This window comes from uncultured Streptococcus sp., assembly GCF_963521255.1.
Taxonomy (GTDB): Bacteria; Bacillota; Bacilli; order Lactobacillales; family Streptococcaceae; genus Streptococcus.
The window spans coordinates 24344-44080 of the sequence record NZ_CAUQTU010000014.1; the positions used below are offsets into that span (position 1 = coordinate 24344).

At 40.9% G+C, this 19737-nt stretch carries 17 protein-coding genes; 11 read left to right on the plus strand and 6 right to left on the minus strand.

Annotated features, from left to right (window positions below; genetic code table 11):
• Positions 1–7 precede the first annotated feature (7 nt).
• Together glgP and RWP09_RS08890 are read left to right on the plus strand one after the other, a co-directional pair.
• Positions 8–2266 carry a glycogen/starch/alpha-glucan family phosphorylase gene (gene glgP / locus RWP09_RS08885; protein WP_000950148.1) on the plus strand — a complete coding sequence of 753 codons (2259 nt, stop codon included), beginning with the start codon at positions 8–10 and terminating at the stop codon, positions 2264–2266.
• A gap of 243 nt (positions 2267–2509) precedes the next feature.
• The gene (locus RWP09_RS08890) at positions 2510–2716 is read left to right on the plus strand and encodes a hypothetical protein (RefSeq protein ID WP_000265675.1); all 207 of its coding nucleotides are present in this window, start codon (positions 2510–2512) and stop codon (positions 2714–2716) included.
• Between the two features lie 355 nt (positions 2717–3071).
• Here the strand turns inward: RWP09_RS08890 and RWP09_RS08895 are convergent, their stop codons facing one another.
• Positions 3072–3920 carry a putative RNA methyltransferase gene (locus tag RWP09_RS08895; RefSeq protein ID WP_314436770.1) on the minus strand — a complete coding sequence of 283 codons (849 nt, stop codon included), beginning with the start codon at positions 3918–3920 and terminating at the stop codon, positions 3072–3074.
• A gap of 150 nt (positions 3921–4070) precedes the next feature.
• On the opposite strand from RWP09_RS08895, the gene RWP09_RS08900 reads away from it, so the two are divergent.
• Positions 4071–4349: a DUF6110 family protein gene (locus tag RWP09_RS08900; RefSeq protein WP_000910903.1), complete on the plus strand. Its 279-nt coding sequence runs from the start codon at positions 4071–4073 to the stop codon at positions 4347–4349.
• Between the two features lies 1 nt (position 4350).
• Entirely contained in the window at positions 4351–6414 is a 2064-nt protein-coding gene (locus RWP09_RS08905; RefSeq protein ID WP_314436773.1) for a heavy metal translocating P-type ATPase, read from the plus strand.
• 76 nt (positions 6415–6490) lie between these two features.
• On the opposite strand, the gene tyrS is transcribed toward RWP09_RS08905, so the two are convergent.
• A complete protein-coding gene (gene tyrS, locus RWP09_RS08910) occupies positions 6491–7747 on the minus strand; it encodes a tyrosine--tRNA ligase (RefSeq protein WP_314436776.1) in 1257 nt (418 codons plus the stop codon).
• A 141-nt stretch (positions 7748–7888) separates the two neighbouring features.
• Between tyrS and pbp1b the strand changes: the two genes are divergently transcribed.
• The 6 genes from pbp1b to RWP09_RS08940 all read left to right on the plus strand — a co-directional run bounded on the left by pbp1b (position 7889) and on the right by RWP09_RS08940 (position 14668).
• Positions 7889–10366, plus strand: a complete 2478-nt coding sequence (pbp1b, locus tag RWP09_RS08915; RefSeq protein ID WP_314436777.1) for a penicillin-binding protein PBP1B — start codon at positions 7889–7891, stop codon at positions 10364–10366.
• A gap of 56 nt (positions 10367–10422) precedes the next feature.
• Positions 10423–11334 carry a DMT family transporter gene (locus RWP09_RS08920; RefSeq protein WP_314436780.1) on the plus strand — a complete coding sequence of 304 codons (912 nt, stop codon included), beginning with the start codon at positions 10423–10425 and terminating at the stop codon, positions 11332–11334.
• A 228-nt stretch (positions 11335–11562) separates the two neighbouring features.
• Positions 11563–12261, plus strand: coding sequence for a 2,3,4,5-tetrahydropyridine-2,6-dicarboxylate N-acetyltransferase (dapD, locus tag RWP09_RS08925; protein ID WP_313969946.1), 699 nt, complete (start codon positions 11563–11565; stop codon positions 12259–12261).
• 67 nt (positions 12262–12328) lie between these two features.
• The gene (locus tag RWP09_RS08930; protein ID WP_314436783.1) at positions 12329–13459 is read left to right on the plus strand and encodes an N-acetyldiaminopimelate deacetylase; all 1131 of its coding nucleotides are present in this window, start codon (positions 12329–12331) and stop codon (positions 13457–13459) included.
• An 11-nt stretch (positions 13460–13470) separates the two neighbouring features.
• Complete coding sequence (locus RWP09_RS08935) at positions 13471–14010, plus strand: 5-formyltetrahydrofolate cyclo-ligase (RefSeq protein ID WP_314436787.1); 540 nt, start codon at positions 13471–13473, stop codon at positions 14008–14010.
• Complete coding sequence (locus RWP09_RS08940) at positions 13994–14668, plus strand: rhomboid family intramembrane serine protease (protein ID WP_314436790.1); 675 nt, start codon at positions 13994–13996, stop codon at positions 14666–14668. Before RWP09_RS08935 ends, RWP09_RS08940 begins: the two co-directional genes overlap by 17 nt.
• A 52-nt stretch (positions 14669–14720) precedes the next feature.
• On the opposite strand, the gene galU is transcribed toward RWP09_RS08940, so the two are convergent.
• The 4 genes from galU to argS all read right to left on the minus strand — a co-directional run bounded on the left by galU (position 14721) and on the right by argS (position 19139).
• Positions 14721–15620, minus strand: coding sequence for a UTP--glucose-1-phosphate uridylyltransferase GalU (gene galU, locus RWP09_RS08945; protein WP_314436793.1), 900 nt, complete (start codon positions 15618–15620; stop codon positions 14721–14723).
• Positions 15621–15641: 21 nt separating this feature from the next.
• Positions 15642–16658, minus strand: coding sequence for an NAD(P)H-dependent glycerol-3-phosphate dehydrogenase (locus RWP09_RS08950; RefSeq protein WP_314436795.1), 1017 nt, complete (start codon positions 16656–16658; stop codon positions 15642–15644).
• Positions 16659–16825: 167 nt separating this feature from the next.
• A complete protein-coding gene (locus tag RWP09_RS08955) occupies positions 16826–17071 on the minus strand; it encodes a hypothetical protein (protein WP_020903404.1) in 246 nt (81 codons plus the stop codon).
• A gap of 376 nt (positions 17072–17447) precedes the next feature.
• A complete protein-coding gene (argS, locus tag RWP09_RS08960; protein ID WP_314436800.1) occupies positions 17448–19139 on the minus strand; it encodes an arginine--tRNA ligase in 1692 nt (563 codons plus the stop codon).
• 135 nt (positions 19140–19274) lie between these two features.
• On the opposite strand from argS, the gene argR reads away from it, so the two are divergent.
• Complete coding sequence (gene argR, locus RWP09_RS08965) at positions 19275–19721, plus strand: arginine repressor (RefSeq protein WP_001231476.1); 447 nt, start codon at positions 19275–19277, stop codon at positions 19719–19721.
• Positions 19722–19737: the final 16 nt, after the last annotated feature.

The window sequence follows — 19737 nt, forward strand, 5'->3', positions numbered from 1 at the left end:
CTTAAACATGTTATCACTACAAGAATTTGTACAAAATCGTTACAATAAAACCATTGCAGAATGTAGCAATGAAGAGCTTTACCTTGCTCTTCTTAACTACAGCAAGCTTGCAAGCAGCCAAAAACCAGTTAACACCGGTAAGAAAAAAGTTTACTACATCTCAGCTGAGTTCTTGATTGGTAAACTCTTGTCAAACAACTTGATCAACCTTGGTCTTTACGACGATGTCAAAAAAGAACTTGCTGCTGCAGGTAAAGACTTGATCGAAGTTGAAGAAGTTGAATTAGAACCATCTCTTGGTAATGGTGGTTTGGGACGTTTGGCTGCCTGCTTTATCGACTCAATTGCTACTCTTGGTTTGAATGGTGACGGTGTTGGTCTTAACTACCACTTTGGTCTTTTCCAACAAGTTCTTAAAAACAACCAACAAGAAACAATTCCAAATGCATGGTTGACAGAGCAAAACTGGTTGGTTCGCTCAAGCCGTAGCTACCAAGTACCATTTGCAGACTTTACTTTGACATCAACTCTTTATGATATTGATGTTCCTGGTTACAAGACAGAAACGAAGAACCGCTTGCGTTTGTTTGACTTGGATTCAGTTGATTCTTCTATTATTAAAGACGGTATCAGCTTTGACAAGACAGATATCGCTCGCAACTTGACTCTCTTCCTTTACCCAGATGATAGTGACCGTCAAGGTGAATTGCTCCGTATCTTCCAACAATACTTCATGGTTTCAAACGGTGCGCAATTGATCATTGACGAAGCAATCGAAAAAGGAAGCAACTTGCATGACCTTGCTGACTACGCAGTTGTACAAATCAACGATACTCACCCATCAATGGTTATCCCTGAATTGATCCGTCTTTTGACTGCACGTGGTATCGAGCTTGACGAAGCAATCTCAATCGTTCGTAGCATGACTGCCTACACTAACCACACAATTCTTGCTGAAGCTCTTGAAAAATGGCCTCTTGAATTCTTGCAAGAAGTGGTTCCTCACTTGGTACCAATCATCGAAGAATTGGACCGTCGCGTGAAAGCAGAATACAAAGATCCAGCTGTTCAAATTATCGATGAGAGCGGACGTGTTCACATGGCTCACATGGATATCCACTACGGATACAGTGTTAACGGGGTAGCGGCACTCCACACTGAAATCTTGAAGAACTCTGAGTTGAAAGCTTTCTACGACCTTTACCCAGAAAAATTCAACAACAAAACAAACGGTATTACTTTCCGTCGTTGGCTCATGCATGCTAACCCACGATTGTCTCACTACTTGGATGAGATTCTTGGAGATGGTTGGCACCATGAAGCAGATGAGCTTGAAAAACTCTTGTCTTATGAAGACAAAGCAGCTGTCAAAGAAAAATTGGAAAGCATCAAGGCTCACAACAAACGTAAATTGGCTCGTCACTTGAAAGAACACCAAGGTGTGGAAATCAATCCAAACTCTATCTTTGATATCCAAATCAAACGTCTTCACGAGTACAAACGCCAACAAATGAACGCTTTGTACGTGATCCACAAATACCTTGACATCAAAGCTGGTAACATCCCTGCTCGCCCAATCACAATCTTCTTTGGTGGTAAAGCAGCTCCAGCCTACACAATCGCTCAAGACATCATCCACTTGATTCTTTGCATGTCAGAAGTTATTGCTAACGATCCAGCAGTAGCTCCACACTTGCAAGTAGTTATGGTTGAAAACTACAACGTTACTGCAGCAAGCTTCCTTATCCCAGCATGTGATATCTCAGAACAAATCTCACTTGCTTCTAAAGAAGCTTCAGGTACTGGTAACATGAAATTCATGTTGAACGGAGCTTTGACTCTTGGTACTATGGACGGTGCTAACGTGGAAATCGCTGAGTTGGTTGGCGACGAAAACATCTACATTTTCGGTGAAGATTCAGAAACTGTTATCGACCTTTACGCAAAAGCAGCTTACAAATCAAGCGAATTCTACGCTCGTAAAGCTATCAAACCATTGGTTGACTTCATCGTTAGCGATGCAGTTCTTGCAGCTGGAAACAAAGAGCGCTTGGAACGTCTTTACAATGAATTGATCAACAAAGACTGGTTCATGACTCTTCTTGACTTGGAAGACTACATCAAGGTTAAAGAGCAAATGTTGGCTGACTACGAAGACCGTGACGCATGGTTGGATAAAGTCATCGTTAACATTTCTAAAGCAGGGTTCTTCTCATCTGACCGTACAATTGCTCAGTATAACGAAGATATCTGGCACTTGAACTAAGATACAAATTTATACTAATACATTTTGTAAAAAAGCGAGTTTCGATTGAAATTCGCTTTTTTAAATGCTGTGGATTTTGGTTAATTCTGTCTAAAAATAGGGAAATCCTAGATACAGTTAAGGCTTAAAATGCTGGTTTTTACTGTCTTCAGCCTTATATTTCTTCGTAGTTGATTACCTCATATCTCTTGTATTCGCTTACATAAATTGTTATAATATGATTGTAGGAAAGAAGGTGTTTTTATGTGGAAAAAATATTTTTCAAAATATAAATGGACGGATTTATTTTGGATTTTATTTGTTATTTTGACATGCCTCTTGGCGGGTAATGATACTCTTTTCCCCCTTACCCATCAAGAAATCTCTTATCATGGGTGCTTATTTGGAATTACACTTGCATTATATCACTTGCTATTTATTGATAAGTTTGTTATCTCGAATCGAAAATAAAGATTAGAACTATGCTTGACTGCCTACTTTTATGATTGATTTTTGGGGGAAGATTTTGTCTCTGTTATTTATTATTTTAAATTTATCTATTTTGTACAAGATTTATTCTTTGAGACGGGAGAAATCGAAATACTTGATTTATACGGCCTATATCATATTTGGGGTAAATGTACTATATGGTATTCAATGGTTATTAAAAGAATTGGTTTCAACTATTTCCCCTTAATGTGTATAGAAACTCCAGCGATTTTTGCATAACAAAACGCATAAGATTAAGGTTTTTGAGTACCTGTTCTTATGCGTTTTCGTAATATTGAGGAGTTTCAGTAAGTTTTCTACTTTTGCGAAGTCTAGTTTACAATGCTTTCCCAACCAAAATCTCTGCTTCGATGGTAATCTCTGTCAGTTGGCTCCAGTCAATCTTGGTCTGGTCAACGTGAAAGAGGAGAGGAGTCATGCTGAGTAGGGCTTGGAGTTGTTCTGCTGTGATAGTCTTAGTCAGAGAGGCAGTTTGACTAGATAGGATGGTAAAGTGTTCTTGGAAATGATTTTTAATATCTTGGTTAGAATAATCCTTGTTTGTCAGCTGGTCTTGTACCTTCTGACGGATTTCTTTGAGGTGATTTTCAGTTGGGATAACCTTTATCAAGATACCGTCTTTGGATAAAACGCGACGAAATTCTCCATAGTTGGCAGGTGAAAAGATATCAAGCAGGATATCCATGCTAGCGTCTTTTATAGGAAGTCGTGCCAAGTCGCCAACGAACCAATTGACTGCCCAGTTGGGTTCGCTCTTGGCAGCGATTTGGACAGAATCTTTTGAAATATCAAAGGCATAGAAGGTTTTGTCAGGATGAGTTTCTTGGAGTTGGCGAGAATAGAATCCTTCGCCACAACCGATATCTAAGACTGTGGTGCTAGTTTCTGAACTGGCTAGCAAGTCAGATACAGCCTCTAAGATAGCCTGATAAAATCCAGCCTCTAGGATTTGTTGACGGTTTTGAAAATTTTCCTTGTCGTAGTTAGCAGATTGCTTGATTTGAGGGGCTAGATTGACATAGCCGAATTTTGCTAGGTCAAAAGAATGCCGATTCTCACATTTAAGACTAGACTCTACCAAGGCCAGATTTTCTTGACAGATAGGACAGGCAAAGGCAGTCGCAGAAGTAAAACGTTGAAGTTTGGGTTTGAGGTTTGTATTCATAGTTTAAGTGTATCAAAAGAGGCAAATGAAAGCAACTTTAGGATGATTTGTAATAGAATTAAATAGTAGTATAATTACTTTTCAGAGTACTAAAATTAAATTGCTTTTATATATAAATTAATATATAATAATAGATAGGAGGAAATAAGTATGTTAAAAGAAGTATTGAGCGTCGCAAAAGTTGCGAAAAAATCATCACTCTTTTTAGGTGGTGTTGCATTCGGTACCCTTGGTTTGAAAATCTTAGCAAGTAAGGAAGCTAAAAAAGGTTATTCTAAAGCTTTGGCTAAGGCTTATAAATTAAAGGACGAGCTAGATGCATCTGTTTCTGTTGTGAAGCAACATGGAGATGATGTCTTGCAAGATGCCAAATATTTGTACGAGCAAGAGAAAAAAGAAGAGCAATTAGATAGCCTTATAGGGGAATAATATGTCTTTTAAAGTGCTACATAGAGGATACCAACATATCCGACTATCATCATCTTTCTCGCTCACCTTGGATATTCAAGACTATCTTCGTTCCTTGGCGAGAGATGAAAAGGGGATTGAGTCTATCCAGTTTTACATGGATCAACAGCACTTTACTCTACGTATAAAAGAAGGCTTCTCTGTATTAGACAATGCAGAAGCCTTTTTAAAAAGAATAGATAAAGGAAAAGTTTCTGAGTTGATGACTCTTCCCATTCGTAGAGAAGAGAGTGCTTATTCTATTGTTTCAGGTGCAGCGATTAAGCGTGTACTTTTTCGTAGTTTTGTGCCGTATCCTATTCGCTATATATGGACTTGTTATCAGGCTTTTGGCTATATTAGAGAAGCCTATCAAACACTAGCGCGTAAGGAACTAACTATGGAGGTCTTGGACTGTTCGGCGATTTTATTGTCCTTATTCATGAACCAATCCAAGACTGCTAGCAATATCATGTTTATGCTTGATTTGGGGAATCATTTAGATCAGTGGTCCTTGAAAAAAACGGCAACAGATTTAGAACAAAGCCTTCTTGCAAAAGAGAGCGATGTATTCTTAGTACAGGGCGATACGGTTGTTAGTATCAAGAGTTCCGATGTTCAAGTAGGAGATGTCTTGATCTTATCTCAAGGAAATGAAATTCTGTTTGATGGACAAGTAGTTTCAGGTTTAGGTATGGTCAACGAAAGTTCCTTGACGGGAGAGAGTTTTCCAGTTGAAAAAAGAGAGTCTGATTTGGTTTGTGCAAATACAGTACTAGAAACTGGAGAGTTGCGTATTCGTGTAACCGATAATCAGATGAACAGCCGTATTTTACAGCTGATTGAGTTGATGAAGAAATCTGAAGAAAACAAGAAAACGAAACAACGCTATTTCATCAAGATGGCGGACAAGGTCGTCAAATATAATTTCTTGGGTGCTGGTCTGACTTACCTATTAACAGGTTCTTTTTCTAAGGCTATTTCTTTCCTATTAGTCGATTTCTCCTGCGCTTTGAAAATCTCTACTCCTGTAGCTTATTTGACAGCTATCAAGGAGGGGTTGAATCGTGAAATGGTGATTAAGGATGGGGATGTTCTGGAGAAATATCTGGAAGTCGATACCTTCTTGTTTGATAAGACGGGAACAATCACAACTAGCTATCCTATAGTTGAAAAGGTGTTACCTTTTGGGGACTATAGTGAGGAAGATATTCTCAGAATCAGTGCCTGTCTTGAGGAACACATTTATCATCCTATTGCTAATGCCATCGTCAAGCAAGCCGAGATAGAGGGGATTGAACATGAGGAAATGCATGGGAAACTCCAATATATCGCAAGTAAGGGGATCAAATCTCATATAGATGGCCAACCAGTTCTTATTGGGAATTATGTTTTGATGCAGGATGAGCAAATTCATATCAGTTCAGAACAAAATGCTTTAATTGAAGAGTACAAGAGTCACTACAATCTCTTATTCTTGGCTTATCAGAATGAATTGATTGGAATGTTCTACATTCATACTCCTTTGAGAAAAGAAGCAAAAGCAGCCTTGGAGAAACTTAAGGCACAAGGGAAAAAATTGATTCTGGCCACAGGGGACACCCTGGTTAGGACAGAGGAATTAGTCAAAGATTTGCCCTTTGATCAAGTCTATACAGACTTGAAACCTGATGGGAAATTTGAGTTAGTAGAGAAACTGCAGAAAGCAGGTCACACTATTTTGATGGTTGGGGATGGGTTGAATGACTCAGCTGCTCTAACCCTATCAGATATCGGTGTGGTGATGAATGAGAGTGCAGATATTTCTAAGCAGATGAGTGATATCTTATTGTTAGATAATCGCTTGGATTTCTTCCAAGAGTTGGATTCGCTATCATCATCTTTGCAAATACTCATCAAGAAGAATATTCAAGATACCGTTGTCGTAAATAGTAGTTTAATTGGCTTTGGCTTATTTAATTGGCTCAGTCCTTCAAACCTCTCTATCTTACATAATCTAACAACCTTGCGCATTGTCCTGCGTAGCCTGTCTATTAAGGCTAGATAGATGTACTTATCAACAACAAAAAGGAGTTACCTTTCTCGAGGTTAACTCCTTTGTTTATAGATAAATGTTGAACAGTTTAGTAAGTCAATACAAAGTATTTTTTCTTACCACGGCGGATAACAGTCAGTTCGTTCTCGAGCTTATCCGCGTCACTTAAGACATAGTCAAGGTCTTGGATACGGTCGCCGTTGACGTAGATAGCTCCGTTTTGAACATCTTCACGGGCTTGACGTTTTGAATTAACCACACCAGAAGATACGAGGAGTTCTACGATGTTGTGATTTTCGTCTGCCTGTACTTGGTAGTTTGGCACTCCACGAAGTCCTTGTTTGAGTTCTTTGACAGAAAGGTTTTTGATGTTTCCTGCAAAGAGTTGCTCAGTGATGTTGAGAGCTTCTTTGTAAGCTTCTTCTCCGTGAACAAGTATGACGACTTCACGAGCCAAGACTTTTTGAGCCAAGCGTTCGTGTGGCGCTGCTTCAAATTGTTTGCGGATGTCTTCAATTTCATCAAGTGACAAGAAAGTAAAGATTTTCAAGAAGCGAACAGCGTCTGCGTCCATAACGTTCATCCAAAATTGGTACATTTCATATGGGGAAGTCTTTTCAGGATTGAGCCAGACTGCGTTTCCTTCTGATTTACCAAATTTCTTACCAGTTGCATCTGTGATCAATGGAACAGTGATAACGTGGCCAGTCTTGTCAGCCTTACGACGAAGCAATTCAGTACCAGCTGTCATATTTCCCCACTGGTCAGAACCACCGATTTGAAGCGTTACGTTGTGGTCTTGGTTAAGGACGAAGAAGTCGTACCCTTGCATGATTTGGTAGGCAAACTCAGTGTAAGAAATCCCTGTTTCGATCCGTTTTTTCACAGATTCCTTACTCATCATGTAGTTGACAGTAAAGTATTTTCCGATATCACGGAGGAAATCAATGAAGCTGATGCTGCCAAACCAGTCGTAGTTGTTGACCATGACAGCCTTATTTTCACCATTTTCAAAGTCAAGAAAACGAGAAAGTTGTCCTTGGATAGACTTGACCCAGCCATCTACTGTGTCTTTTGTTTGGAGACTACGTTCAGCATCTTTGAAGGACGGATCTCCGATGAGACCTGTGGCACCGCCAACGAGCGCATAAGGTTTGTGACCTGCTAGTTGCAAGCGACGACTTGTCAAGATTGCGACAAGGTGGCCTAGGTGAAGGCTGTCAGCAGTTGGATCGTAGCCAGTATAATAAGAAACTTGACCTTCTTCTAGGGCTTTACGCAAAGCTTCTTCATCAGTCGTTTGAAAAATCAAACCACGCTCTTTTAGCTCATCAAAAATGTGCATGTGTCTTTTCTCCTTTTTGAAATTATTGTTTCTAACTATTGTATCACAAACTTGGGCAATAGCCTAGTATAATAGGGAAGAAAGTGGCTATTTTATGGAAAGTTTCCCTTTTATGGTATAATAGATAGAGTGAGGAAATCCATGCAAAATCAATTAAATGAATTAAAACGAAAAATGCTGGAATTTTTCCAGCTAGTAAAATCAAAACTAAATTATAGAAAATCAGAGAAAGTCTCAAAAGAGAAGAAGTCGAATGAGACAGGTGGGAAAATTTTGCCTATCCTGGGTAGCATTTTAGCCGCTATCAAGGGGATTGTGAATACGCTCTTTATTCTAGGCTTTATTGGTGGGCTTTTTGGTGCCGGTGTAGCTCTTGGTTATGGGGTTGCTTTGTTTGACAAGGCCAAGGTTCCACAAGCGGAGGACTTGGTTAAGCAGGTCAAAAATGTTTCTTCTATCTCAGAAATTGTTTATGCAGATGGGAGCGTCATTGCTTCTATCGAGAGTGACCTACTGCGAACTTCTGTTTCATCTGAGGAAATATCAGACAATCTCAAAAAGGCTATCGTTGCAACTGAGGACGAACATTTTCTTGAACATAATGGGGTTGTGCCCAAAGCTGTGATTCGGGCGACTTTGGGAACCTTTGCAGGTTTGGGATCATCTAGCGGGGGCTCGACCTTGACTCAACAGCTAATCAAGCAACAAGTGGTCGGAGATGCTCCTACTTTGGCTCGTAAGGCTACAGAAATTGTCGATGCCCTTGCCTTGGAACGCAACATGAGCAAGGATGAAATCTTGACCACCTATCTCAATGTTGCTCCCTTTGGTCGAAATCATAAAGGACAGAATATTGCAGGTGCCCAGCAAGCTGCTGAAGGAATTTTCGGTATCGATGTCAACAAGTTGAGTATTCCCCAAGCTGCCTTCCTAGCAGGTTTGCCACAGAGTCCGATTACTTATTCTCCTTATGAAAATACTGGAGAGTTAAAGAGTGATGAAGACTTAGAGCTTGGCTTGAAGCGGGCCAAGGATGTTCTCTACAACATGTACCGTACGGGTGCTCTGACTCGGGAAGAATACGACAAATACAAGGATTATAATCTCAAACAAGATTTCTTGCCATCAGGTACTGTCAATGTTGTTTCGAGGGATTATCTCTACTTTACAGCTATGGCTGAAGCGACCGATCGGATGTATGATTATTTAGTCCAGCAAGACAATGTTTCTAGCCAAGAGTTGAAAAACGAGTCGATTCAAAAGGCCTATCATGAGCGAGCGGAGCAGGAACTAAGTAATGGCGGCTATAAAATCACTACAACGATCAATAAAAAAATCCATAACGCCATGCAAAATGCAGTTGCTAACTACGGTCGTTTGGTAGATGATGCGACTGGGCAGCCTGAAGTAGGGAATGTTTTGATGGACAATAAAACGGGGGCTGTTCTAGGATTTGTTGGTGGTCGTAATTACCAGACAAACCAAAACAATCACGCCTTTGACACTAAGCGCTCGCCAGCCTCTACAACCAAGCCTTTGTTGGCCTATGGTATTGCCATTGACCAAGGTTTGATGGGAAGCGCTAGTATCTTGTCCAATTATCCGACAAAATTCTCTAATGGAAATCCTATCATGTATGTAAACAGTCCAGGTACAGGCATGATGACTTTGGGAGAAGCCTTGAATTATTCGTGGAATATCCCAGCCTATTGGACCTATCGTATGCTTCGCGAGAAGGGTGTTGATGTCAAGGGCTATATGGAGAAAATGGGTTACGAGATTCCAGAGTACGGTATCGAAAGTCTGCCTATGGGTGGTGGGATTGAAGTCACAGTTGCCCAGCATACCAATGGTTATCAAACAATTGCTAATAACGGTGTTTACCATCAGAAACATGTGATTTCTAAGATTGAATCACCTGACGGTAGAGTAATCTATGAATTTCAAGACAAACCAGTTCAAGTGTACTCTAAGGCAACAGCAACAATTATGCAGAGTTTGCTTCGTGAGGTGATTTCATCTCGAATCACTTCAAGTTTCCAAACAGACTTGGCTTCTATCAATTCAAGCTTAGCTCGTGCAGACTGGATTGGTAAGACTGGTACAACCAATGAAGATGAAAATATGTGGCTTATGCTGTCAACACCAAGATTGACTCTAGGTGGTTGGCTAGGGCATGATGATAACCGCCCAATGGCTAAGGGGGCTGGGCATTATCGAAATGCCAAATATATGGCTTACTTGGTCAATGCTATCCAACAGGCTGAGCCTGGAATTTGGGGGAACGAGCGCTTTAATCTTGATTCTAGTGTGACCCAATCTCAGGTCCTCAGATCTACAGGGCAGAAGCCAGGCAAAGTATCCGTTAATGGAAAAACAGTTGATCTTTCAGGTTCTACTGTAACGAGCTATTGGGCTAACAAGGCGGGAGCTCCTACGACAAGCTATCACTTTGCTATTGGAGGAAGTGAGTCAGATTATCAAAATGCTTGGTCAAGTATCGTTAGCACACTACCAACTCCTTCCAGCTCAAGTACTAGTTCAAATAGTAGTTCAAGTGCTAGCTCTAGCAGTACATCAAGTTCATCATCGCCTACACAATCAAATAGTAGAAGATAGGAAAGTGGTATGGATTGCCACTTTTTTCTTTTGTCCTTTCGTGTTACAATAAAGGTATGAATCAGTATCAGAAAAAGATTGTTAAAGGAACTATTTATTCGCTCTTATCTGGCTTAATCTGGGGAATCTGTGGGATTCTAGGAGAGTATTTCTTTACTCATTACCAGGTGTCTTCTGGCTGGATTACCTCTATGCGTTTGACACTGGCAGGGAGTATTGTGCTCATTTGGTCTGCAATGCAATTAAAATCACAAGTGCTAGATATTTGGCGAGATAAGAAAAATTACCTACCCTTTTTAGCCTATGCTATTTTGGGGATTTTTTCAGTTCAGTATTTTTTCTATCTCTGCGTAGAATACTCAAATGCAGCGACAGCAACTATTTTACAGTTTATCAGTCCAGTCTTTATCCTCTTCTACAATCGCTTGGTTTATCAAAAACGAGCGTCAAAAAGCGCTATTTTCTATGTTTTGGTTGCCATGCTGGGTGTTTGCTTGATGGCGACAAAGGGTGATCTCTCTCAATTATCTATGACTCCACTAGCCCTTATAACAGGTCTGCTGAGCGCCATGGGTGTTATGTTTAATGTTATCCTACCCCAACCTTTTGCTAAGCGCTATGGTTTTGTTCCCACGGTTGGGTGGGGTATGATTTTGGCAGGTTTATTTAGCAATGTTCTCTCGCCAGTGCATCAGCTTTCCTTTACTCTTGATATTTGGAGTATCTTGATTTGTCTCATTATCGCTTTCTTTGGTACGGCTTTTGCTTTTTTTATTTCCATGAAGGCTGTGTTCTTGGTTTCTCCTTTGGTGGTTTCCGTTATCAGTGCCAGTGAACCTCTCTCTTCTGCTCTCTTGAGTGTTTTATTTTTAGGTTTGGTAGTGGATTGGTCCCTTCTTCTAGCGATGGCCCTGATTATTTTACCCATGATTTTCTTATCAATAGAAGAAGCGAAAGAAAGTAAATAAAAAGTCTTTTCTTAATTCTAAAAGTGTGCTATACTAGAATGGTCAATAAAACATGGGGAGATAGTTGTGAAGAGTGTTTTTAGGTTGTATCGGTAGGGGCTTGCTTTTACCGACAGCACGTTTTATCTCACATCCCTAAAAATCATACCTAAAAACAAACAAAAAGGCTTCAAATTTGAGGCCTTTTTTGGTAGAATAGGTATCATTAAAATGAACTAGGAGGCGCTTATGACTGCTACAAAAATGAACGCACAAGAAATTATCCAATTTATCGCCAATGCTGAAAAGAAAACCAGTGTTAAAGTAACCTTTGAGGGGGAACTTGCAACTGCTGTGCCTAGCTCTGTTGTCAAATTAGGGAATGTCCTATTTGGAGACTGGAAGGACGTGGCTCCGCTTCTCGAAGGTTTGTTAGAAAATCAAGACTATGTTGTTGAGCAAGATGCTCGTAATTCTGCAGTTCCCTTGCTAGATAAACGTGCTATCAACGCCCGTATCGAGCCAGGTGCTATTATTCGTGATCAAGTAGAAATTGGTGACAATGCTGTTATCATGATGGGAGCTGTTATCAATATCGGTGCTGAAATTGGTGCAGGAACTATGATTGACATGGGGGCTATCCTTGGTGGCCGTGCTATCGTTGGGAAAAACAGTCACGTTGGTGCAGGTGCGGTTCTTGCAGGTGTGATTGAGCCAGCTAGCGCAGAACCAGTCCGTGTTGGAGACAATGTTCTTATCGGTGCTAATGCAGTGGTTATCGAAGGAGTCCAAATCGGTAGTGGTTCAGTTGTCGCAGCAGGAGCTATCGTTACCCAAGATGTCCCAGAAAACGTGGTGGTAGCAGGTGTTCCAGCTCGTATCATCAAAGAGATTGATGCCCAAACCCAACAAAAAACAGCGCTAGAGGATGCGCTTCGTACCTTATAATTGTAAAAGTAATAAAGAGGCGGAACCCTTCTTCCAGCCTCTTTCTGCTATATCGGAGGATAGATAGATGTTAGATTTGATTCAGACTAGACGAGATTTGCACCAGATTCCAGAGATTGGCTTGGAGGAGTTCAAGACTCAGGCTTATCTGCTGGATGTGATTGAAAAATTGACTGCGGGCAAGGCTTTTGTTCAAGTTCGTACTTGGCGGACAGGGATTTTGGTTTATTTGCAGGGAAGTCAGCCAGAGCGGACCATTGGTTGGCGAACAGACATTGATGGCCTGCCTATCGTCGAACAAACAGGACTTCCTTTCGCTTCTCAGCACCAAGGTCGTATGCACGCCTGTGGCCATGATTTCCACATGACTATTGCTTTGGGCTGTCTTGAGCGAGCCCTTGAGGAGCAACCAAAGAATAATCTGCTCTTTCTTTTTCAGCCTGCTGAAGAAAATGAAGCTGGTGGTATGCTCATGTATGAGGATGGTGCTTTTGGAGACTGGTTGCCAGACCAATTTTATGGCCTCCATGTCCGTCCAGATTTGAAGGTTGGTCAGATTGCGACCAATACTCATACACTCTTTGCAGGAACTTGCGAGGTGAAGATCCGTTTCAAAGGAAAAGGTGGGCACGCAGCCTTTCCACATGAAGCTAATGATGCCTTGGTGGCGGCTAGTTACTTTGTGACCCAGGTGCAGTCAGTTGTTAGTCGCAATGTTAATCCAATCGAGGGAGCAGTGGTGACTTTTGGCGTTTTTCAGGCTGGAACAACCAACAATGTCATAACAGACACAGCCTTTTTGCATGGAACTATTCGGGCCTTGACACAGGACATGAGTCTCTTGGTGCAAAAGCGGGTCAAAACAGTTGCAGAAGGGGTTGCAGCTGCCTTCGATATGGAAGTCGAAGTGGAACTCAAGCAAGGTGGTTATCTGCCTGTTGAGAATAATCCAGCCTTGGCGCGTGAACTGATGGACTTCTTTGAAGAAAAAGAGGGGATTGAGTTGATTGATATCGAGCCTGCTATGACAGGTGAAGACTTTGGTTACCTCCTTTCGAAGGTAGATGGCGTTATGTTCTGGCTAGGTATCGATAGTCCCTACGCCCTTCATCACCCTCAGATGAGTCCCAAGGAAGAAGCCTTAGCCATTGGGGTAGATGCGGTTTCTAGTTTCCTGAAAAAGAAGGCAGCAGAGTAGAGGAATTGTCTATGAAAGCAGAATTACGCAAGCAAGTCTTGCAAGAAATGAAGGTTATCCCTCGAACTCAAAAAGTTACTATGGATCTAGCTTTAACGGATCAATTTTTGACACACCCCTTTTACCAAGAAGCCAAGGTCATCGCAACCTATCTCTCTTTTCCTCATGAGTTTCAAACGCAGGAACTAATTGAGCAGGCGCTGAAAGATGACAAGAAGGTTCTGATACCCAAAACCTATCCCAAGGGGTACATGGACTTTGTAGTCTATAATCCGCAACAACTGGTAAAAACTTCCTTTGGATTACTGGAACCACAGGGAGATTTGGAAGTAGTGGATGCATCTCAGATTGATTTGATTCATGTTCCTGGTCTGGCTTTTACGACGGAAGGATATCGGATTGGATACGGTGGAGGTTATTATGACCGCTATCTGGAATATTTTTCTGGTCATACTTTGAGTACGATATATCCTTGTCAAATTCAGGACTTTATCCCTGAAAATCATGATATTCCTGTTGAGGAGGTTCTGATTGATGAAGGAAATCTTTGATAGACGTTACCCTGTGACGAGTTTCTTCCTCTTAGTGACGGCCTTGGTATTTCTACTAATGTTGGTGACCACAGGAGGAAACTTTTACAGGGCAGATACTCTATTTCGATTTGGAGCCATGTACGGGCCTGCCATTCGCCTCTTTCCCGAGCAAATTTGGCGTCTCTTTTCGGCTATTTTTGTTCATATTGGGTGGGAGCATTTCATTGTTAATATGCTTTCGCTTTATTATCTTGGTAGGCAAGTAGAGGAAATTTTTGGGTCCAAGAAGTTTTTCTTTCTCTATCTCTTATCTGGAATGATGGGTAATCTCTTTGTTTTTGTATTTAGTCCCAAATCCTTAGCAGCAGGAGCCTCTACCTCTCTTTATGGGCTATTTGCTGCGATTATTGTTCTTCGCTATGCAACGCGTAATCCTTATATCCAACAGCTAGGGCAATCTTATCTGACACTTTTTGTGATTAACATTATTGGAAGTGTTCTGATTCCAGGAATCAGCCTAGCAGGTCATATCGGAGGTGCAGTTGGTGGCGCATTTTTAGCAGTTATCTTTCCAGTTCGAGGAGAAAGACGGATGTATAGTGCCAGTCAGAGACTGGTAGCGTTAGTGTTGTTCGTAGGACTCGCAGTCTTGCTTTTATACAAGGGAATGGGATGAAAATCTATGTAATGAAAAAAGATAAGGCATTTTTGAACCTTATCTTTTTATGTTATTCTTTCTCAGCCAATTCTTTTCCCAGTTGGATGATGTAATCTTTCAAGTCATCTTTGACTTGTGGGTGCTTGAGGGCATAGTCAATAGATGTTTTCATAAAGCCAAACTTATCCCCGACGTCGTAACGAGCTCCTGTAAATTCACGGGCGAAAACACGTTGTGTTTTATTGAGAGTATCAATAGCATCGGTAAGTTGGATTTCATTTCCAGCGCCAGGAGCTTGATTTTCGAGGATCTCAAAAATTTCTGGTGTGAGCAGATAGCGCCCGATAATGGCTAAATCACTTGGAGCCTCTTCTGGAGCCGGTTTCTCAACGAAAGTTTCGACGCTATAGAGACCATTGATTCCTTCGCCTTGAGGAGCGATAACTCCATATGCTGAAACTTCTTCATGAGGGACAGGCATAACAGCAATTGTTGATGCGTGAGTCGACTCGTAATCATTCATCAATTGTTTTGTCAAAGGGACAGCGTTGTCATCTGTGATATCCATTAGGTCGTCACCAAGCATGACAACAAAGGGCTCATTCCCTACAAAAGCTTTTGCTTGTAAGACAGCATCGCCAAGACCACGAGGATGGCTTTGACGGATAAAGTGAAGGCGAATGCCAGTTGTTTCGTCTACCAATTTTAGCAAGTCATGTTTGCCTTTTTCTTTGAGGTTGTACTCAAGCTCAAAGTTTGAGTCAAAGTGGTCTTCAATAGAACGTTTTGATTTACCAGTGACAACCAGAATATCTTCAATACCTGATTTAAGAGCTTCTTCTACGATAAATTGGATAGTTGGTTTGTCCACAATTGGCAACATTTCTTTAGCAAGTGCTTTGGTTGCTGGTAAAAATCGAGTCCCGAGTCCAGCGGCAGGGATGACTGCCTTTCTAACTTTTGATGTCATAAGAATCCTTTCTTTAGAGGGTTAAGACCACTCATTTTCTGCTTTAAATTCATTGTTCATGATGTCATAAATGGCATCTTTGATATTGGTTCCGTGGTAAATAACTTGGTAAATGGCTTGTGTAATCGGCATATAGACTCCAAGTTCTTGCGCTAGTTCATAGGCTGCTCGGGTCGTCGAAATTCCTTCAATTACCATGCCCATATTAGCTTCTATATCAGCTAGGGATTCTCCACGACCAAGGGCATCTCCAGCTCTCCAGTTACGAGAGTGGATGGAGGTTCCCGTTACGATCAAATCTCCCACACCAGATAAGCCGCTATAGGTCAATGGATTAGCCCCGAGTGCTACCCCTAAGCGAGTAATTTCTGCCAAGCCTCGAGCGATGATGGCTGCCTTGGCATTGTCACCAAATCCCAAACCATGTAAAGCTCCAGCGCCAACAGCGATAATATTTTTAAGAGCGCCAGCAGTTTCAACCCCGATAACATCCGTATTGGTATAAAGTCGGAAGTAGTGATTACTAAAGAGCTCCTGAACGTATTGAGCTGTTTGTAAATCTTTAGAAGCAGCAGTGATTAAAGTTAGGTCACGCACAATGGTTTCTTCTGCATGACTAGGGCCTGAAACAACGACAATATCACTGCGGAGCTGTTCAGGAATTTCTTCTTCAAGGATGGTTGATAATCGTTTATGGCTATCAGGCTCTAATCCCTTTGAAGCGTGCATGATAATAGCCTTATGGTCCAAGGTTTTTGCAACTTGTTGGGCAACAAGTCGTGTCACTTTTGTTGGGACAACAAACAAAATCGCATCTACATCTTTCAGTGCCTCTGCTAAGTCGGTGTAGGCAATGATATTTTCATCTAGAACGACATCTTTAAAGTAGTGCTTGTTAGTATGATAGGTATTAATTTCATTGATTTGCTCGGAAAGATTTCCCCAAATACGTACCTCGTGTCCATTGTCATTTAAGACTTGTGAAAGGGCAGTTCCCCAAGAACCAGGCCCCAAGACGGCGACGGTTTGTTTTTCCATGTTTTCCTCCTTGGTAGAGTTCTCTTTTTATTTTATCACATTCTAGGGGATTTTGCACTTTCATTACTGGGGAGTTGTTGCTTTGTTACTTGAAAATTATATAAAAACCGAGGCTAAGTATTAAACTCTTAGTCTCGGTTTTGATATTCCTTAAAGAATAACGAGGTTTATTTCAATTGATCTGTAATGTCTTTTGATAGCAACATTCCCAGATGATAAGTTTTATTGATGTAAGCAATGACATCATTGATATTTTCAGTCGTGTGAATTTTTTCTTTGATGTCAGATCTAAATGTTTCATCCTTCAACAGTTGTTCTTGGTAGAGCCTTTGAAGTCTCTCCTTCTCGTACTTATTGAGCAGAAAAAGGAAAACCAAGCTAATTACAACGAGGATATAAGCATATTGGCTCATAGGAAATCTCCCTGTATGGTAAAAAATAGTAGTGAGTAAATCGAATTAGTCAATTCAAAGTAGCAGAGCAAGTTAGCAAAACTTGATAAGATTTTTGATAGGCCTCTAAACCAAAGTCCGTATAGTCTTTAGTGTAAGTTACTTAGACTACTTTACAATAAAGTGATTAAAAGATTACGACATGAGCCTAACCAAATCGATATTATTTGGTTAGGTGAGTTAGTGAAGCGTTTAGGCAAGTATCTCTGGTTACGACGTTTTAGGACATAAATCGATCATATTTATGTCCTAAAACTAGTGAAGCGCCTAGCCAAATACCTGATAGGATTTGGCGTTAGTTACTTAGATTGCTCCGCAATCAAGTAACTTTGGCGATTTACATCTTCTCTGGCGCTTCTACTCCAAGCAAGCGAAGGGCTTCTTTGAGAACGACTGCGGTTGCGTAGCTGAGAGCTAGACGGCTGTCGCGTTCTGGGCTATCATCCAAGATACGTGTATGTGCATAGTATTTGTTGAAGGCTTGAGCTAGGCTAATTGCAAATTTAGCAATGATAGAAGGTTCAAAGTTATCCGCAGCACGGTTGATAATACGTGGGAAATCTTGGATGAGTTTAATGATTTCCCAGCTTTCAGCATCATTCAAGCTATAGTTGCCAGCTGTTTCTGGTTTGAAGTCTGCTTTGCGCAAGATAGATTGGATACGAGCGTAGGCATATTGAACGTAAGGTCCAGTTTCACCCTCGAAGGATACCATAGCTTCTAGGTCGAAGTCATATCCATTTGTACGGTCGGTTTTGAGGTCATAGAATTTAATGGCTCCAACCCCAACAGCATGCGCTACCTGGTCTTTGTTTTCAAGTTCAGGATTTTTAGCCTCGATTTGGGCCTTGGCACGACTAACAGCCTCTGCAATAGTAGGCTCTAGCAAGATGACATTCCCTTTACGAGTGGAGAGTTTTTTCCCTTCTTTTGTAACCAAACCACAAGGAACGTGAGTAATGTCGTCACTCCAGTCGTAGCCCATCTCTTGTAAGACAGCTTTGAGTTGCTTAAAGTGGGCAGATTGTTCTTGACCAACGACGTAGATAGATTTGGCAAATTGGTATTCATTTTTACGGTAAAGGGCTGCAGCCAGGTCACGAGTGATATAGAGAGTTGCACCATCCGATTTCTTGATAAGGGCTGGATGTTCAATTCCATATTTTTCAAGATTGACAACTTGGGCACCTTCTGACTCAACAAGAAGGCCTTTTTCAGAAAGAATGTCTACAACTGCATCCATCTTATCGTTGTAGAAGGCTTCCCCGTTGTAGCTGTCAAATTCGACTTGCAATTCATTGTAAAGGCGGTTAAATTCCACCAAACTTTCATCACGGAACCATTGCCAAAGTGCGAGAGCTTCCTCGTCGCCATTTTCCAGTTTACGGAACCATTCGCGCGCTTCGTCATCTAAGCTAGGGTCATTTTCAGCTTCAGCATTGATGCGGACATAGAGTTTAAGAAGTTCATCAATTGGATGAGCTTTTACAGCTTCTTCGTCGCCCCATTTTTTGTAGGCAACAATCAACATCCCAAACTGTTTACCCCAGTCTCCCAAGTGGTTGACCTTGACCGTTTGATAACCGATTTTTTGGAAGATATGTGACAAGCTATCTCCAATAACAGTTGAGCGCAGGTGACCAATAGAGAATGGTTTAGCGATATTAGGACTAGACATATCGATCACAACATTTTCTTGTTTACCAATGTTTTGGTCAGCATAGTGTTCTTTTTCAGTGATAACAGCTTGCAATACTTGAGCAGAAATGGCAGATTTATCAAGGAAAAAGTTGACGTAAGGTCCTGTTGCAACAACTTTTTCAAAGGCTTGGCTGTTAATTTTTTCAGCCAGTTCAGCTGCAATCATTTGAGGTGCTTTACGTTCGACTTTTGCAAGAGAAAAAGCAGGGAAAGCGATGTCTCCCATTTCTGAGTTTTTAGGGGTTTCCAGTAAATTTAAAATAGCCTCTTGGTCTAGGCTATCAATGACGTTAGCCAATTCGCTAGCAATCAATTCTTTTGTATTCATTAAGAGCTCCTTTTTGGACTTTTCTACTATTTTATCACAATTTTAAAGAAAGAAGAAAAAATTTTTGAAATCTCCTATTTTTTTGGTATAATATAGTTATAAAATTAGTTATAAATATTCATATAAGAGGATTTTATGAGAAAAAGAGATCGTCATCAGTTAATAAAAAAAATGATTACTGAGGAGAAATTAAGTACACAAAAAGAAATTCAAGATCGGTTGGAGGCGCACAATGTCTTTGTGACGCAGACAACCTTGTCTCGTGATTTGCGCGAAATCGGCTTGACCAAGGTCAAGAAAAATGATATGGTGTATTATGTACTAGCAAATGAGACAGAAAAGATTGATTTGGTGGAATTTTTGTCTCATCATTTAGAAGGTGTTGCAAGAGCAGAGTTTACCTTGGTACTTCATACCAAATTGGGAGAAGCCTCTGTTTTGGCAAATATTGTAGATGCAAACAAGGATGAATGGATTTTAGGAACAGTTGCTGGTGCCAATACCTTATTGGTTATTTGTCGAGACCAGCACGTTGCCAAACTCATGGAAGATCGTTTGCTAGATTTGATGAAAGATAAGTAAGGTCTTGGGAGTTACT

Coding starts and splice junctions, on each gene's coding strand:
- RWP09_RS08900 (WP_000910903.1), top strand. CDS start 4,071: ATGTTAAAAGAAGTATTGAGCGTCGCAAAAGTTGCGAAAAAATCATCA.
- RWP09_RS08920 (WP_314436780.1), top strand. CDS start 10,423: ATGAATCAGTATCAGAAAAAGATTGTTAAAGGAACTATTTATTCGCTC.
- RWP09_RS08955 (WP_020903404.1), bottom strand. CDS start 17,071: ATGAGCCAATATGCTTATATCCTCGTTGTAATTAGCTTGGTTTTCCTT.
- RWP09_RS08905 (WP_314436773.1), top strand. CDS start 4,351: ATGTCTTTTAAAGTGCTACATAGAGGATACCAACATATCCGACTATCA.
- argS (WP_314436800.1), bottom strand. CDS start 19,139: ATGAATACAAAAGAATTGATTGCTAGCGAATTGGCTAACGTCATTGAT.
- glgP (WP_000950148.1), top strand. CDS start 8: ATGTTATCACTACAAGAATTTGTACAAAATCGTTACAATAAAACCATT.
- RWP09_RS08940 (WP_314436790.1), top strand. CDS start 13,994: ATGAAGGAAATCTTTGATAGACGTTACCCTGTGACGAGTTTCTTCCTC.
- RWP09_RS08890 (WP_000265675.1), top strand. CDS start 2,510: ATGTGGAAAAAATATTTTTCAAAATATAAATGGACGGATTTATTTTGG.
- RWP09_RS08935 (WP_314436787.1), top strand. CDS start 13,471: ATGAAAGCAGAATTACGCAAGCAAGTCTTGCAAGAAATGAAGGTTATC.
- argR (WP_001231476.1), top strand. CDS start 19,275: ATGAGAAAAAGAGATCGTCATCAGTTAATAAAAAAAATGATTACTGAG.
- pbp1b (WP_314436777.1), top strand. CDS start 7,889: ATGCAAAATCAATTAAATGAATTAAAACGAAAAATGCTGGAATTTTTC.
- galU (WP_314436793.1), bottom strand. CDS start 15,620: ATGACATCAAAAGTTAGAAAGGCAGTCATCCCTGCCGCTGGACTCGGG.
- tyrS (WP_314436776.1), bottom strand. CDS start 7,747: ATGCACATTTTTGATGAGCTAAAAGAGCGTGGTTTGATTTTTCAAACG.
- RWP09_RS08950 (WP_314436795.1), bottom strand. CDS start 16,658: ATGGAAAAACAAACCGTCGCCGTCTTGGGGCCTGGTTCTTGGGGAACT.
- RWP09_RS08895 (WP_314436770.1), bottom strand. CDS start 3,920: ATGAATACAAACCTCAAACCCAAACTTCAACGTTTTACTTCTGCGACT.
- dapD (WP_313969946.1), top strand. CDS start 11,563: ATGACTGCTACAAAAATGAACGCACAAGAAATTATCCAATTTATCGCC.
- RWP09_RS08930 (WP_314436783.1), top strand. CDS start 12,329: ATGTTAGATTTGATTCAGACTAGACGAGATTTGCACCAGATTCCAGAG.